We start from the raw sequence: 17,146 nt of genomic DNA, 5'->3' as shown, positions 1-17,146 counted from the left end.
AACTATATTTTATCAATTAGAAGTTCTTGAAATGTTGAAGAAAACGCATAGTCATTTTGAAATCTTTCATTTCTATTAATGCTATTTTCATATATAAATTTTGCAGCTGCTCCTGTACTAGCTAGTGGAATTATTAGAGCTTCTGGATGTAATTCTCTAAACATTTTATATTCGTCTTCCACACCGTCCATTCCTCCAATAAAAATACCAGCAGCAAACTCTTTATCTCCTAGCATTAATTCTCGCATTAGCCTTAAACTATTATCTCTATCTTCCATGGTAGGCGTAAGTATTACGTTTTCGAATTTATTATTATCTTCAGGGTAAAATCTCTCAAAAAAACGGGATTGATACAATGTTACATGGTCTTGAACATCCATATTCAACTTTTGCAAAACATAGTTTACTAAAGGTGTAATTGATGGATGTCCTCCCCAAATTAATCTATGATTTGGTAATACAGTTGTGCACAATGCAATAACAGCATCACGAATTGCAATAACGTCTGCTGTTTCATAGTACTTTGCGTCTCTTTCAGGAAGTGGTATGCTTGCTGAAAGAAATATGTTTTTTAATTCCTTGCTAGCCATTCGTCAAAATTTTGTTTTTTAATTGTCTGAACCTTTAAATACCCATTTAACCAATCTAAATGATCAAGCCATTTATCTCTAATTTTTAAATCATCGTAAATTAAATGAACACTATCCACTTGGTAGTCCTTAATTTCTTTAATGATTTCTTCTGATTGATTACAATTTACCGATTGTGGTACACCTACAGTTGGAATAAAAATTCTTCTTTTTCCATTATCTAATTCTTCAGAAATAAAGCGTTCTGGTTGCAAGTTTATTTTTTTACCATGTTTAGATGCAAAATTGGTAAACTCTGTAATTAAATTATCTTGTCTAGATGCTAGATTTCTGGCTCTCATAGACTCTACCTCTTTTACCAAATCATTTACAAAGGTTTCCGTTAGTTTAGATAAATTTTCATTATCAAATACATCATTTTTAAAATTATTATCTTTAAGTTGAATAGGCAGACAAACATGAGCCATAGCTTCTAATTTATGGTTAGGCCATACCAATTGAATTATACCTATTTGTTTTGCGTTAGCTTCTGCAATTTCTTCTGTACACCAATAGCTTTCTAAAAATTTAGGTGTGTTTAAGAGTACAATGACATCACAATCTGTCATTCTATGCCAAAGTTCTTCTTGAAAAGGTTCTCCAGGCTTTATAGAATGTGTATCTAAAAAGACATCAAAATTATTTCTTTCTAAGGCTTCATATAATTGAATTGCCACAGATGAAGATTCACTTCTCTTATAACTCACAAATACTTTTCTAGAAGACCGTAATAATTCAAAAGCTTCTAGTGCTAGATTAACAATTTTTATATCCTTAGTAGAATCATATAACAGACCATTTTGATTTTCAAGTATTTTAGGAATCTCATCATTGAAGCTGTTTTCTGTATAATAGACTGGTAGTATTAAAGTACCATCTTTTACTAAAATATCCGTTATTGTTACGTCTTTAAAACTTCCATTTTCATCACCAAAATATATTGCAAATGCTGGCTGATTACCACTATACTCTGTATTAAAATTTCCGTGGTTTATTATCTTAAAATAGTCTCGCTCTAGTTTTAGTTCCTCTATTTTTTTATAAAATAAATCTATTACTTTATTTGAAAGACTACCAAGATTACCTAAAACTATTAATTGATATTTATATTTCATAGGCTTTAAACTTCTACTGTTTTGGTTTCTACTTTTGACATTTTGGAAAGAATAGTACTTGCTAATTCTACTAAAATAAAATTCTGTCTATCATTCTGTTTGACTATTCTAAACATTTTTGATGTTAAATTCTCATAGCGTTCTAAAATTTTTGGCAATGGCAATATTATCGATATATCATTAAGAACTTTTGTTGTCATACTTGGCACAGCTGAACCAACATTTAATGAGTAATAGTCAATTTTTTTCAAAAACTGAAACAAATAGTTGATATAGCTTTCTTCCTTAATAATAGTATAAAACATTGTGTCCACAGACCAAAATGGTTCATCTACAAAAAGTATATTATCCAAAGAACCTTTTCTTGGAATTAAAATTGAAGGTTTTTCATAAAGTGCTTTATTATAATATCCCATAATTCCACCAGAACCATATAATGGAATATCTCCAGCTTCTAGATGTTTATAATCTTTACCGTATTTAACTTCAAGCAATTCACTTAACTTAGTGTCTTCCCAACCCTCAGGAATCTCCATATCCAACTCCTCATTATAAACCATTTTACCTCCAGAAGATTTATAGCCTTTTGAATAGTCAATGTTATTTAGAGATTCTATTGAAACCTCTCGACTGCGCTCGAGGTGACAGAGGTTAATAGGAAACTCAAAATCTACAAACCAATGTTTATACAAGGCTTGTGCGGTGTCTTCTAGTTTATGGTTTAGGGTTTCGTTTAGTTTTATACGGTTGATGATGCTGTTGTATTCTTTAACTATTTCGCGTTGTTTTTCTATGGATGGTACTTTAATTGGTAGTTGACATAAATCATCCCAAGTAATTCTTCCTCTAACATCACCTCCACTTTGAAACCATAAATATCTATCCGATTCAGGTCTTAAAAACCACATCATTAAATATTCTGGATTCAATATATTTTCATCTACAACTTCAAAAACATAATAAGCTGATGAAATTATTGCTTTTTCATAATCTACTAATCTAGAAATAGGTAATTTTTTATCTCTACCAACACTCATTAACTTACAACCAAACTGACCTTTTTTAATGACTTTATATTTAGTCATATCTGTTCCAATTGTGTTGGCTACAGAATTTATAAATACTTTATCTAAATTAACACCAAGTAATAGCTCAATACTTCCATCTGCATTTTTAGTATTAACTTGTTGAATGAAATCGCCTATTTTTCTATAATTCGATTTCATAACCTAATTCTTTAAAGACGTTTAGTAATTCGGTTTTAGATTGTGCTTCTTCTTTTAAGAGCTCCGCAAATTCAGTCTGTAAACTTTTCATCTTGTCATCAAAATTGATGTTCTCGTCTCGATTTACAAACTCTATGTATTTACTTGGCACTAAAGAGTAGTCCTTTTTTCGTACGTCTTCTAAAGTTGCTGAGTAGCAAAATTCTGGAATGTTTTTGTAAGTCCCTGAATCTTGTTGCCAAGTGTGTAATGTTTCGGCTATATTTTCAATATTATCAGTACTAAACTGAATGAACTTCTTTTCGAAAGGAACTCCTGTTTCTCTTAAATCAAAAAATAAAATTTCGTCTTCTCTATTTCTATACGTCTTTTCAACATCATTAATCTTAACCTGTCTTTCTTTTTTATTATTATTTAAAATCCAGATGGTTACCGAAATATTGGTGGTATAAAACATATTTTGTGGCAACACTAAAATGGCTTCTACCAACTTATTTTCAATCAGTTTTTTACGTATCTCGTATTCGGTTCCTCCACCAGATAAAGCACCATTGGCTAGTATAAAACCAGCCACACCATTGTCTGAGAGTTTAGAGACCATATTTAGTATCCAACCATAATTGGCGTTTCCTGTTTGTGGTACCTCGTAGCCTCGCCAACGTGGGTCGTCTAGCAACTCGTCTGCTGCTCTCCAATCCTTTTGGTTAAACGGTGGATTTGCCATAATATAATCTGCCTTTAAATCTGGGTGTTGGTCTTTGGCAAAGGTATCTGCGGGCACATCGCCTAAATTGGCAGCTATACCACGTATGGCAAGGTTCATTTTTGCTAGCTTATAAGTAGTTGCTGTGTATTCTTGCCCATAAATAGAGACGTCTTTTTTGTTACCATTGTGGCTGTCTATAAATTTCATAGACTGTACAAACATACCACCAGAACCACAGGCAGGGTCGTAAATCTTCCCTTTGTAGGGTTCTATTAACTCTGCAATCAAGTTAACAATACTTTTTGGTGTATAGAATTCGCCTTTACCTTTTCCTTCTGCAATAGCAAACTTGCTTAAAAAATACTCGTACACGCGCCCAACAATATCTTGTTGTTGGTCTTTTAGGGTGTCTATATTGTTTATGGTATCTAATAAAGCGGCTAGCTTGCTCACGTCCATATTTAAACGCGAAAAGTAGTTGTCTGGCAAGGCGCCTTTAAGCGAAGGATTGTTTTTTTCTACGGTATATAAAGCGGTATCTATTTTTAAAGCAATGTCGTCTTGTTTGGCATTGGCTATGATGTAGCTCCAACGGGACTCTTCAGTTAAATAGAATACATTGTCTTGCGCATAGAACTCCACCATATCTAGAAATCGCTCTTTGCCATCGTCTATCAGCTCTTGACGACGTTTCTGGAATTTATCGCTAGCGAATTTTAGGAATATTAAACCTAGAACGACGTGTTTGTATTCGGAACTTTCTACCGTTCCTCTTAATTTATTTGCCGAATCCCAAAGGGTTTCTTCTATAGATTTTTGCTTTTTAACAGCAGCTTTTTTAGCCATGTATAAGGATATAATTTTTTAATAATATTATAATCCTTAAAAATAGTGAAAGCAGTTTATATAATCTTACAGAAAAGTATAAAACAAGAAAGCAATTGTTTTTTTGTTACACAATTCACTTTTTATAAAAAAGTTAACCACCATATTTAAAACTTATTTTTAAATATCAGCATTATTAAATTGAAATCTCATATAGCACATGCATTGCTCTAAACAGAAACAAAATGCACTAAATACTTTTAATATCAGTTAATTTTAGTTCACGACACATACATATCAAGGTATAAATATTTACTGTACAAAAATCAGAATAAAACAAAATATACTTACTCGTTTTTAGCCACAAACCAGTTTTCTATGAATTAACGCTTTTACACTATATTGTTAAAGTGAAACATTCCAACAAAAAAAATCTTGTGTTAAAAAACAAAATGAGATTAACGTCTCTACACCTTATTCATTTACCCCAACAACCCCAAACCCTACCGTTTCACGACCGTTAAGGAGTACCAATTCTCTAGCCACGTCCTGATAAAAACGAACCCCACAAACCGCCAACTGCGTGGCTGTTGCATGAGGGATACTGTTTAGAGTTAAATGTATGGTAGAGGTAGGTGACGTTTTACTAAGCATTACAGCATCTGCCAAATACATCTGGTAATCTAGAGTATTAAAATAACTGCACCACGCAGTTCGTTAGCAGCCTTCCATAATTCTTGTTCGAAATTAATATCGGCTTGAGATATTTTATTGGTCATATGTTGTTTTAAAATAAAGACAATTTTAGTCAGTCTCTAAAAATACAAAATACATATGATATAACTTTACGGGAAACCGGAATTCTAAATTAAAGTTACCTCTATCTTCTAAAACAGAATAAACGCCTAAATAACACAGATTAATTATCCACATTTTATGTATTAAAGTAGATGTTTACACGCTACTAGTCCTAACAGAAAGCATTATGCTGTTAACAATCTTAAATACTTCTAAATACAGCAATAGAACCTTTAGCTTATGGTTTCATGTTTTTTTTCGCGGAAATCTCAACGTCTCATAAGTCTGCTTCCATTTTAATTGGTAGTGCTTTATTCCTTAAAAAGCGCCTTATAAAAACCAGTATAAGCATCTTCCATTAAGTTGCGTCTTCGTAACGAAGCGTCAGGTTATTTAATAGATAGATATTGGGGTCTGTCTTTGATTTTCTCTGAATTAAATCTACTGCAACCGAATGACCATAATCTAAATAGGTTTGTTGATATCGCTAAGGCGATGTAATGATTACATAAAAATGACTTCAGTATTTTACAACATCTACGTTTGTTCCCGTTTTCTAGCCTGTTACCAAATAATTTACAAATTAGTTTTCCCAATTTAATTTATTAAATTAGATGCTTAAACCACGAGAGTAATCCTATATAAAATCAATGTTACTATCTTATACGCTTAATATTAGTAACACCATAGTGTTAGGATAACAACACCGGTGTAACACAATATATAACGGCTTTAGCAATGGAGTGGCATACATGAACAACACACTATTTTATACCAATTTAGAAAATTACAAAGTGCCCGTAACCGTTTTACTCTCTAAACCAGAGCAGTTTCAGCGTATTCCAGACGATTGGCATATTGTGGTTACCGATATTAAAGGGTCTACAGCCTCGATAGACAATGGGTTTTCTGAAATTGTAAACCTAATCGCTACCGGAAGTATTATTGCGGCTTTAAATATAGCCGCTAAACATGTTGTTGATATTCCTTTTTTCTTTGGTGGCGATGGCGCTACGCTATTAATTCCGTCTACATTACTTTCAGAAATCATGGCGGCTTTAACGATACATCAGGAAAATATTCAGAAGGAATTCAATATTTATCTTAGAGTGGGTAGCATTTCTGTAGCTCATGTCTATGCTAACAACCAAGACTTAAAAATTGCTAAGGCCAGTATTAATGCCCTACACACTATTCCCATAGTATTAGGAAACGGATTGCACTTTGCCGAACGGTTAATAAAATCTCGAGATAGCGTGCTTGATAAATCCACTATAACACAGATGGGTTTAGACTTAGAGGGTATGGAATGCCGATGGAATAAAATTCCGCCGCCACAACACTCCAACGAAGTGGTCTCTTTATTAATCACTGCAACCAATGCTTCTCAACAAGCGCCTATATTCCAAAAAATATTAGAACATACCAATGCCGTTTATGGGTCTTTACGCCATCGAAATCCGATTTCTATCCCTAAATTAAAATTGAGTTTTAATTATATGCGGATTAAAACAGAACTTAAAGTGAGTAAAAGAACCGCTGGCATTTTAAATGTTTTAAAAGTATGGATGAATAATATTATTGGTAAATACTATTATTTACCAACACAAAATGGCCAGAATTATTTAAAAGAACTCACCCAATTATCGGATATTTTAGTAATCGACGGACGCATTAATATGGTGATCTCTGGCACAACCACCCAAAGGCAAAAGTTAACCGGATATTTAGACGATTTAGAGCAAAACGGAGAGATTTTATATGGTAGATACGTAAGTAACAGTAGTATCATGTCTTGTTATGTTAGAAATAGAAATGCCAAACACATTCATTTTGTAGATGGTGGTAATAGCGGGTATACTAGAGCTGCTAAAGTACTGAAAGGAAAACTGGCTGGCAATATTGCAACACCTAAAGCCTAAAATACACTGGACTATTGAAACCCAACAACCCCAAACCCTACCGTTTCACGACCGTTCAGGAGCACCAATTCTCCAGCCACGTCTTGATAAAAACGAACCCCACAAATCGCCAACTGCGTGGCTGTTGCATGAGGTATGCTGTTTGGAGTTAAATGTATGGTAGAGGTATGTGAGGTTTTACTAAGCATTACAGCATCTGCCAAATACATTTGGTAATCTAGAGTATTAAAATTAAAGTCCAATACCCCAAATTGCAAAGCCATATGCGTAGCGCCCGGACTAAACCGGATGGCACTAGCATTTACAGGAGTAAGCGTTAAAGTGTAAGTCCCCCAATCCATAGATAACGAGACTGGAAAGACCGTCTGCAATGGGCAATCAGGCGTGTATTCAAAATCGCATAACAGCTGTGTGCCAGCAGTCGTGTTTACACCCACTACTACCTGTCGTTCGCCCCGAACGCTCGTAGTATCTAATGCTTTTAAGCTTGTAAACAACCGCATTAACCGGCTGTGAAAGGCGCGAAACTTATGGCCTGCATAAAACGGGTACAACGCCTGTCTAAACACTTTGTTGACTTGCGAGCAGTGCCCAAACTCGCTCCCATTCTCCCGAACGCGCTGCATACGGGCTTGCGTTTTAATGGCCTCACCATTAAATCCGCCACCTGCTACCCGCACCACAGGTTTCCCATCTAAATAATAAAAATTAAAACCGCCTATAGTACCAACTATAGGAAGTATGCCCTTTTGCTTTGCCATAAGTCTGTTGGTTTTAGTGCTACAACGGCATCCTACAACGCCTGCTACTTCACCTAACCCTTCGTCATAGCAACCTACGGGTTATAGCATGGTTATAACGTGGTTATAGCGTGCTTATAGTATGCTTTATCTATACAAGTAAAGATAACGATTTAGGTGTAAAGTTACCCTACAAATACAATTCACCACAGTAAAAACACGGTATCACCACCACATTTAAACCACAGATTATCAAAATTTTAAATGATTTTCTTGTTATAAACGCTAATGGTATACGGCTGCTTCGGGTTATTTCCCGATACAGAAATTGGAAATACCTAGCGCGTGTACGCACTAATAATAATGTGAACCGTCGCTTTCTTTTGAAATTATTATGGTAAACACCTTAAATTTAGTGGTACTAAAGCTTATGAGTTACGCTACTTTTTTAAATTTAATTTAGGATTCCCCTTAGCATCTAAAATTATCTTTACAACATCACCATAGCCTATAACTAAAGAATGAAACGATTTTTTTAACGCTATGTTATTAAAATAAGCCCACAAGCTTCTTATAACACCTGAATGTGTTACAATGGCTACACTATTATAATGACATGGAATATCCTTGATAAATGAAACAGCGCGGTGCTGTAAGTCTTGGTAAGACTCCCCTTGATGTGTAGATGCGTTAACCCAATCATCATACCAAAATTGGATCTCATTATAAGGTATATCGGTCCATTTCTTAAGTTCCCATGAGCCAAAATTAAGCTCCTTTAAACGATGATCTACAGTAATATCTTCTGAAATAACAAGAGCTAATTGCTTGCAACGTTGCAAAGGACTAGAATATACTTTATCAAAATATTTTGGGATGGCATTCAATACCTGTTCAGACTCCATAAGAAAAGTGGCTTTTAATGGGATATCACTATGCCCATAACAAACCCCCTTTTCAATCTCCGGGGAAGTATGCCTAATCAAATATATTTCCATAATATTAAAATACTTATGTAAAATATAAGTTCACATATTTGTTGAATAGCACCTAAACAATCTCCTGTGTAACCGCCAATCCATGTATTAAAAAACCTACTTAATAACACTTTTGCCAAATAAACAGGAAAAATTAATAAAAAAATATAAGGGGATTGAAATAAAAATAATGGAAATAAAGCAAATGCAAGTGCTAAAATAAATGCTGGACTCGTCCATTTTAAACTTTTGGGAGCTATTGATTTTAATTTTGAAGTGTCATCATTTATACGAGCATAAGAATGCGTAATCATGGCACTAACGGCTGCCCCTCTACTAAGACTATGACCTGCAAGCAAAACAAAGAAAATAAAATATGGATTCGAAATTCCATTGGCTATAGGTAAATCTACCAAAGCCACCAACAATTGATACTTAAGCAAAAACACCATAATTAAAGCGATAGCACCATAAGCGCCTATGGTGCTATCCTTCATTATTAAAAGAATTTTTTCTTTGTGCCAACCTCCTCCAAAACCGTCAACTGTGTCCGCTAAACCATCTTCATGAAATGCACCTGTTAATAACAAACTACATACCATTGAAATAATTACGGCTATTGAAACCGGTAAAATAAAAAGTGATATAATTAATATAAATGCGGAAAGTGCACCAACCAATAATCCTATAAGCGGTAAATATTTTATTGACTCTATAGAATACTCTTTTTTAAAATGAATGTTTTTTGGAATGGGAATCCTAGTATAAAACATTAATCCTGTAAAGAATATTTCGATTTCCTTTTTCATTCATTTCCGATATTAGAAACGCTTGCAATATCAAAACTAGCTAATTCATTCATCAAATTTACAGCCGATTGTACTAAAGGAAAAGCAATGGCTGCACCTGTCCCTTCTCCCAACCTTAGACCTAAATTCAATAAAGGTTTAGCCCCAAAATAATCTAATAATTTTTGATGCCCAGGTTCTCCAGAAGTATGTGAAAAAATACAATAATCTATTACTTTTGGATTTAATTTTGAAGCAACCAATAATGCAGCTGTAATAATAAATCCATCTATTAATAAAATCATTTTCAATTCTGCTGCTTGTAACATGGCTCCTGCTATCATTGCTATTTCAAAACCACCAAACGTTTGCAAAATGTCTGCTGTCGATTCTACCGCACTGTGTTTCTCTATAACAGCCCGAAGCACTTGCTTTTTATTTTTAACCCCTTCACTATCCAATCCAGCTCCCATTCCTACGCAGTCCTCAATAGGTATTCCTAACAGCTTACTCATTAATAAAGATGCTGAACTAGTATTACCAATGCCCATCTCTCCAAAACCTATAATATTAGACCCTTCTGAATAAATACTAGTTGCTAATGCAGCTCCTCTTTCAAGACATTTTTCACATTGTACTTTAGTCATTGCTGGCTGGTACAAGTAATTTTTTGTCCCAAAATCAATTTTTTCATCAATTAACCCTGGTAAATTATTAAAATCGTACTTCACTCCCGAATCAATCACTTTTAAAGCAATATGATGTTGTCTAGTAAACACATTAATGCCTGCGCCTCCACTTATAAAATTATACACCATTTGCCAAGTTACTTCTTGTGGGTTAGGATTTACCACACCTTCTTCAGCTATACCATGGTCTGCTGCAAATAAGGCAATGGTGGGTTTACATAATTGTGGCCTTAAAGTTTGCTGAATCACTCCTATTTTAATGGCAATGGCTTCTAAGACACCTAAAGATCCTTTGGGTTTTGTCTTATTATTTACTTTGTGTACTAATTGATCTAAAATAGTCTGATCTGGTGATTTAATTTTAAACTCATTCATGCTTTTATTCTGTTATGTTATCCATTTTTTTATAAATTTCTTTTAACTCATCAACCATTTCTTCTGATGGATTTTCCCACATCCCTCTTTGAATGGCTTCCAACATACGCTCCGACATATCTTTTAAAGCCCAAGGATTATGTGCTTCAATAAATGCTTTATTATGCGCTTCAAATAAATAGTTTTCGGTAATTTGTTCGTACATAAAATCCTCTATTAAGTTGGTAGTAGCATCGTAGGCAAACAAATAATCCATAGTGGCTGCCATTTCAAAAGCGCCTTTGTAACCATGGTCTTGCATGCCTTGTATCCATTTTGGATTGACAACTCTGGACCTAAATACTTTTAATAGTTCTTCTTTTAACGATTTTACTTTCGGGTTTTCTGGACGAGAATGGTCTCCAAAATACGTTTCTGGCTGACTTCCTTTTACGGTGTTTACCGCCGCAGTCATTCCACCTTGAAATTGATAATAATCATCAGAATCTAAAATATCATGTTCTCTATTATCTTGATTTTGCATGACTACCTCAATAGAAGATAATCGTCTTTTAAACGTTTCATGAGCAGATTTTCCACTATTGTCATTTCCAAAATACGCATAACCACTCCAATTAATGTATGCCTGCGCTAAATCATCAGAAGTAGTCCAGTTTTTACCATCAATTAGACCTTGTAAGCCTGCACCATACGCACCCGGTTTTGAACCAAAAACACGATATAAAGCTCTTTCATTGGCTAGTTTTTCATCTAAACCTTCTTTTTGCCATTGTTCTTTCTCTTTTTCAAATCGTTTTTTTATCGGATTTTGTTCTTCGGTTTCGTCTAAAGAAGCTACTTTTTCAATAGCAGCATTGAACAAAGAAATCAAATCGGGAAAAGCATCTCTAAAAAAACCTGAAATACGAAGCATTACGTCTACTCGTGGTCGTTTCAATTCTAAAGTAGAAAGCACTTTAAAATCTTTTACTCTTCGGTTACTACCTTGCCAAACAGGTTTTACACCTATTAAAGCCAAAGCCTGTGCAATATCATCACCACTCGTTCTCATGGTAGACGTTCCCCAAACTGATAAACCAATAGAGGTAGGATATTCGCCATGTTCTTGTAAATAACGGTCAATAATATTTTGAGCACTTTTTTCGCCCAATTGATAGGCCGTTTCAGAAGGAACCGTTCGTACATCCACCGAATAAAAATTTCTTCCCGTAGGCAAAATATCTAAACGCCCTCGTGTTGGCGCACCAGAACCTCCTGCAGGAATATAAAAACCGTTTAAGCCTTTTATTAAATGTCCTATTTCATTACTTGTTTTTTGTAAAGTTGGAATCGTATGTTCTTCAATAAAAGTTAAAAGTTGTTGCGTGGTTTTTCCGATACTTTCTATGTTTTGTTGGTAGATTAGTTCAGAAACAAGATTCTTCGCTTTGTTTTCTAACAGCTCAACTGCTTGACCGTACGTTCGACAATGAATACCATAAATTTCTCTTTCAAAACTATCTGAATAGGTTACATTAATGGGGTCGAAATCCAATTGTAAATCTTCTGCTAAACATTGGGTAACTCCTTGTAAATCGGCTTGTGGTAAACGATGCAAAGCCACAATTAAATCAATCAACTTTTCTTGTTCAGGAAGTTTTCCTAATATATGCAAACCACCTCTAATTTGCGATTCTTTTAATTCACATAAATAGCCATCAATCACTTCTAGTAAAGCATCAATATCTTTGCCGTCTTCATTTAAATCACTTTTTAAATGAGTTTCGTTAACTAGCGTTTCTATTTTAGTTTTAATTAACGACGCTCGTTTTTTATCGACCAAGGCAGATTCATAAAACTCATCAATTAATAGTTCTAACTTTAGTAAATCGCCATAATTTTCTGCCCGTGTCATTGGCGGAATTAAATGGTCCAAAATAATGGCTTGGTTTCTTCTTTTTGCCTGTGTTCCTTCGCCAGGATCATTAATAATAAAAGGATAAAAATGAGGAATTGCTCCAAGAATAGCTGCTGGAAAACAGGTTTCTTTACTTAATGCCACACTTTTACCAGGTAACCATTCTAAATTTCCGTGTTTACCAATATGCACTAAAGCATCGGCATTAAAATGATGTTGCAACCAAATATAATAGGCTAAATAAGCTGGCGGTGGTGGTAAATCTGGCGAGTGATAACTGGCTTGTAAATCTAAATTATACCCTCTACTGGGTTGAATGCTCACAAATACATTTCCAGAAATAAATCCGGGTATTAAAAAAGCGCCATCTTTATAATTTGGAGAAGTATTTGGATATCCCCATTGTGCTTCTACAGCAGTACGAAGCGTATCTGATAACTGATTATAATAGTCATAAAACAATCGTTCTTCTAAACGAATTGTTTGACGTTCGTTTAAGGTGTTTATAGTTGCGGTATCGTTTGTAACGGCATTGGTCAGCTTATCAATTAGCTCATTAGTTGTTTTGGGATAATCGGCTTCTAAACTATAATTTTCTTCCGCCAATTGTGCTAAAATTTGCAAGGTACTTTGTGGCGTATCTAATCCTACACCGTTTGCCAAACGACTATTTTTATTAGGATAATTAGGTAATACTAAAGCTATTTTTTTATCCAAATTACTTTTTTGTTGTAAGTTTACCCACGCTTTTGCCATTTGAGCCACAAACTCACAACCTTCTATATTGGCCACATAAGAAACCACTTCAGAATCTGTTAAAGCATCTTTTTCCATAGATTCTTTAAAAGAAATAACTTTCGATATAATTTTACCATCTACTTCGGGCAAAGCAATATTCATAGCAATATCGGTAGGTGGTAAACCAAAATTACCTTCTAACCAGCTTTCGCGATTACAACTTCCCATAATTGCCTGAATAACGGGCACATTAAATTGGTCGAATAAACTTTGCGATGTATCATGAAAACCTTGTACACTAAAACCTGTGGTATTAATAATAATTTGAGGTTTTGTTATGTGATGAAATTGCAACAAACTAAAAATTTGTTGCTCCATATCCTGCTCACGATAGCCTGCAGCCATTAAAACAACAGCGGTAATTCCTTCTGCTTCTAAAGCATCAATAATTGCATGAATAGGTGATAAATTATTAGACAAATAATAACTTCGATATCCAAAAATAATGGCTTGCTTTTTATTTTCTACAGGTGTTTGTTTACTATATATTCCAGAATCAGGATGATATAAAAATAAATCGGGAATCGTTTTAATAACTTCTGGAGTAATTGTTACAGCAGAGATTTTATTATAAATAAGTTGTAATGCCGATTTACAATTATCAATGCCACCTGCTTGAATGTATTTCCAAATTAAATCCACTTCTTTTAGTGGAATGTTAGAGGATTGCATCAACTCTAAATCAGGTTTATTGTCACCAGGCAAAAAAATGAGTTGAATATCGTTTTCTTCGCAACAATCAGCAATCGCTTCGCATAAATAATTATAATAGGCTTTTCCTCCTAGCAATTTTAGTACTACAATTTTTGCTGATGAAATTACTTCTTCAACATACGTATCTATAGTTAATTCTTGTTTAAAATAACTAAGATTGGCAAACCGAAAAGAAGGGGCATTTTCTACCGATTCATGAATGAGTTTATAAGCAGTATTCATCATAAACAAATCCGAATCTGCCGAAGATAAAAAAACAATATCTCCAGGAGATTGGTCTATATAAAATACGCCTTCATCATTAGGATTCCAGCCGCCTGGTATAGTAGAAATTAAATGCATGTTTTTTTAGTTATGAATTATGAATGTTGAATTATGAGTTCTTTTATGAGTGATGAATGTTTCTTTAGTTATGAATTATGAATGTTGAGTTATGAGTTATGAGTTTAAAAATCATTCATCATTATCAATTTATTATCACTTTTTTAAATTTTGTTTTGTTGTTAAAATGATACTTCTGATAATTTTTAATATTTCGGTAGCATCGTTATGTAAAGATTTAAATTTATAATCATCTAAATAATCTGTTGCATTTAGTAATTCCAACCAATAAATCGATTCATCACATTCTTTTTGTGATATGGATAGTTTATGAATAAAATCGGCTTTACTCTGAGCGTTTTGAGCTTCTCTAATATTTGCTCCTACAGATGTTCCTGACCTTAAAAGTTGTTTACTCATCACAAACTCTTTTTTCTCCTTTGATAAAAATTTATAACAATTAATAGCCTTTATAGCAAAAGCAAAGGACTTATCTTGAATAACACTTTTCTTACTCATAAAACGTCATTTTTAAAACTAATCATCAAATATTAAACAACTCAGAACTCATAATTCATAATTCACAACTCAAAACTCATAATTCATAACTCATAATTCTATTCATGTATTAATGCGAGTGAGAATGTCCGTGCTCATGGTCGTGGTGATGATGGCTTTGTGCATGGGTGTTTATTTCATTATTTTCAGTAAGCTCTATATTTTTACCTATAACCACTAAACTTGTTTTACGCGTTTCATTAGCTCCCCAAGCTCTTTCAAAATAATATTCAAAACGTGCACCTACACCTTGTAATACCATACGCATGGGTTTGTTAGGGATATTAACAAAACCTTTAATTCTATAAATTTCGTGTTGCTCTACTACTGCTTTCAAGTCTTTTACCAAGATCTTAATATCTGAAGTTTCTGGATATTCTAGCAGTACCGTTTTCACATCATCATTATGGTGGTGGTGATTTCCGTGTTTGTGATGCTCTTCGTGAATAGAATGACGGTTATCTACATCATCTTCCGCAGAAGCACCAATCCCTAGTAAAATAGCATTGTCTAATTCACCTTGTATAATAGGAACAATTTTAATATTAGGTCTTGCTTTTTCTGTAATTATTTTAGTTACTTCTTCAAACTTTTCATCATCAACCAAGTCTCTTTTACTTACCAAAACTAAATCAGCGCAAGATAATTGGTCTAAAAATAATTCTTCAATAGGTGTTTCGTGGTCTAAAGTCTCGTCTGCCAAACGTTGTGCTTGTACACGCTCTCTATCACAAATTTCTCCTGTAGCAATTCCCACAGCATCCACCACAGTAATTACAGAATCTATAGTAATATGTGGTTTTAAATCGGGCCAGTTTACTGCTTTTACTAAAGGTTTAGGCATCGATAAACCCGAAGTTTCTATCACAATATGGTCAATTTCTTCTTTACGTTCTAACAATTGTAACATAGAAGGCAAAAACTCTTCTTGCACTGTACAGCAAATACAACCATTAGGTAACTGTACCAAGTTACAATCCTCATCACCACATTCTGATGATGCTATTAATTGTCCGTCTACATCAACCTCTCCAAATTCATTAACCAACACAGCAATACGCTTTCCTTTAGCTTTTTTTAACATATTGTGTACTAAAGTTGTTTTTCCTACACCTAAAAATCCGGTAACTATGGTAATTGGTATTTTTTTCATTTCTATAAATTAATTATTAAAATTATGATTATTCGTTACCTTAATAACTTAGTAATTATTAATTTAAATGAATTTTAAATTCTTATCGTTCACAAACTAATTATCTGCTAAACACAGCTATGAAATACATTTAATAATAACGAATAATCATTTTAATTATGTTTTTAAATAACTACTTATGCTTTAGCAGCATTATAAAGTCGTTTTTCAAAAAACTCATTTTTATTAAATCTTCCTGTTGCAAATTTTGCCATTGCTAATACACCTAAATCTACCAATGGTTCTATAAGAACAACTAACATATAAGCCCCACCAAAACTAAGTATGCTTAAGATGTTTTCTACGGCAAAACCTTGACCATAAATTGCCCAAAATGTAACCCAAGACACAATTCCTGCTTGAAATACTAATGATAGTTTTAAAACTTGTGCATATTTTAATTTAGTATATGGCGTATTTGTAGGTATAACTTTATTAGCGACATAAGAAAGTGCCATTAAGGGAACAAGTAAGGTTGTAATATTCATACCGTATTGAGGTAGGTCTATTTGAGAAAAGAAAAGGCCTTGAATAAGCAAGCCTAATGCTAGACCTGTACTCGCAGGTGCCAATCCAAAAAGTAAAAATAATGTTGATCCCATAATAAAATGAACTTCTGAAACACCTACTGAATAATGCGGTAAGATTTGAAAAAATGTAAAGACTAATAGTGTTGTAATTGCCGATTTAACTAAAAAAGTTAACGGACTATTCATTTTAATATTTTTAGCCGAAGCTTTTGCTACTGCTATAATTGCGACTGATGCTGTAACGTAAGACAGACCAATTTTTGCTGAATCTACTACTTCTGGTTCAATGTGCATAATATTTGTTTTTAAAGGTTAAACTGTTATTAATTATAATTGTTTTTATTCT

At 33.7% G+C, this 17,146-nt stretch carries 14 protein-coding genes; 1 reads left to right on the top strand and 13 read right to left on the bottom strand.

Features of this window, described 5'->3' with window-relative positions; genetic code table 11:
• Positions 1-2 precede the first annotated feature (2 nt).
• The 5 genes from FNB79_RS10835 to FNB79_RS10815 all read right to left on the bottom strand — a co-directional run bounded on the left by FNB79_RS10835 (position 3) and on the right by FNB79_RS10815 (position 5,176).
• Complete coding sequence (locus FNB79_RS10835) at positions 3-590, bottom strand: SLOG domain-containing protein (protein ID WP_143381322.1); 588 nt, start codon at positions 588-590, stop codon at positions 3-5.
• Positions 572-1,744 (bottom strand): toll/interleukin-1 receptor domain-containing protein, encoded by a 1,173-nt coding sequence (locus tag FNB79_RS10830; RefSeq protein ID WP_143381321.1) that lies wholly within the window; start codon positions 1,742-1,744, stop codon positions 572-574. The genes FNB79_RS10835 and FNB79_RS10830 overlap by 19 nt, the downstream gene beginning before the upstream one ends.
• A 5-nt stretch (positions 1,745-1,749) precedes the next feature.
• Entirely contained in the window at positions 1,750-2,970 is a 1,221-nt protein-coding gene (locus FNB79_RS10825; RefSeq protein ID WP_143381320.1) for a restriction endonuclease subunit S, read from the bottom strand.
• Positions 2,954-4,522 (bottom strand): type I restriction-modification system subunit M, encoded by a 1,569-nt coding sequence (locus FNB79_RS10820; RefSeq protein WP_143381319.1) that lies wholly within the window; start codon positions 4,520-4,522, stop codon positions 2,954-2,956. Before FNB79_RS10820 ends, FNB79_RS10825 begins: the two co-directional genes overlap by 17 nt.
• A gap of 453 nt (positions 4,523-4,975) precedes the next feature.
• Entirely contained in the window at positions 4,976-5,176 is a 201-nt protein-coding gene (locus FNB79_RS10815) for a hypothetical protein (RefSeq protein WP_143381318.1), read from the bottom strand.
• Positions 5,177-6,051: 875 nt separating this feature from the next.
• Here FNB79_RS10815 and FNB79_RS10810 point away from each other — a divergent pair.
• Positions 6,052-7,221, top strand: coding sequence for a DUF3095 family protein (locus FNB79_RS10810; protein WP_143381317.1), 1,170 nt, complete (start codon positions 6,052-6,054; stop codon positions 7,219-7,221).
• An 11-nt stretch (positions 7,222-7,232) separates the two neighbouring features.
• On the opposite strand, the gene FNB79_RS10805 is transcribed toward FNB79_RS10810, so the two are convergent.
• From FNB79_RS10805 to FNB79_RS10770, 8 genes are all read right to left on the bottom strand, one after another.
• Entirely contained in the window at positions 7,233-7,982 is a 750-nt protein-coding gene (locus FNB79_RS10805; RefSeq protein ID WP_143381316.1) for a hypothetical protein, read from the bottom strand.
• 419 nt (positions 7,983-8,401) lie between these two features.
• A complete protein-coding gene (gene cobC, locus FNB79_RS10800) occupies positions 8,402-8,959 on the bottom strand; it encodes an alpha-ribazole phosphatase (protein WP_143381315.1) in 558 nt (185 codons plus the stop codon).
• On the bottom strand, positions 8,944-9,747 hold the full coding sequence (locus FNB79_RS10795) for an adenosylcobinamide-GDP ribazoletransferase (protein ID WP_143381314.1): 804 nt from the start codon (positions 9,745-9,747) through the stop codon (positions 8,944-8,946). Before FNB79_RS10795 ends, cobC begins: the two co-directional genes overlap by 16 nt.
• Positions 9,744-10,790 carry a nicotinate-nucleotide--dimethylbenzimidazole phosphoribosyltransferase gene (gene cobT / locus FNB79_RS10790; RefSeq protein ID WP_143381313.1) on the bottom strand — a complete coding sequence of 349 codons (1,047 nt, stop codon included), beginning with the start codon at positions 10,788-10,790 and terminating at the stop codon, positions 9,744-9,746. Before cobT ends, FNB79_RS10795 begins: the two co-directional genes overlap by 4 nt.
• A 4-nt stretch (positions 10,791-10,794) precedes the next feature.
• Positions 10,795-14,541, bottom strand: coding sequence for a cobaltochelatase subunit CobN (cobN, locus tag FNB79_RS10785; RefSeq protein ID WP_143381312.1), 3,747 nt, complete (start codon positions 14,539-14,541; stop codon positions 10,795-10,797).
• A 135-nt stretch (positions 14,542-14,676) separates the two neighbouring features.
• On the bottom strand, positions 14,677-15,039 hold the full coding sequence (locus FNB79_RS10780; RefSeq protein ID WP_143381311.1) for a four helix bundle protein: 363 nt from the start codon (positions 15,037-15,039) through the stop codon (positions 14,677-14,679).
• A 109-nt stretch (positions 15,040-15,148) separates the two neighbouring features.
• Entirely contained in the window at positions 15,149-16,231 is a 1,083-nt protein-coding gene (cobW, locus tag FNB79_RS10775) for a cobalamin biosynthesis protein CobW (RefSeq protein ID WP_143381310.1), read from the bottom strand.
• A gap of 176 nt (positions 16,232-16,407) precedes the next feature.
• The gene (locus FNB79_RS10770; protein ID WP_143381309.1) at positions 16,408-17,094 is read right to left on the bottom strand and encodes an energy-coupling factor ABC transporter permease; all 687 of its coding nucleotides are present in this window, start codon (positions 17,092-17,094) and stop codon (positions 16,408-16,410) included.
• Positions 17,095-17,146 lie beyond the last annotated feature (52 nt).

This window comes from Formosa sediminum (assembly GCF_007197735.1).
GTDB lineage: Bacteria > Bacteroidota > Bacteroidia > Flavobacteriales > Flavobacteriaceae > Formosa > Formosa sediminum.
This window is presented reverse-complemented; position numbering and strand designations above follow the sequence as displayed.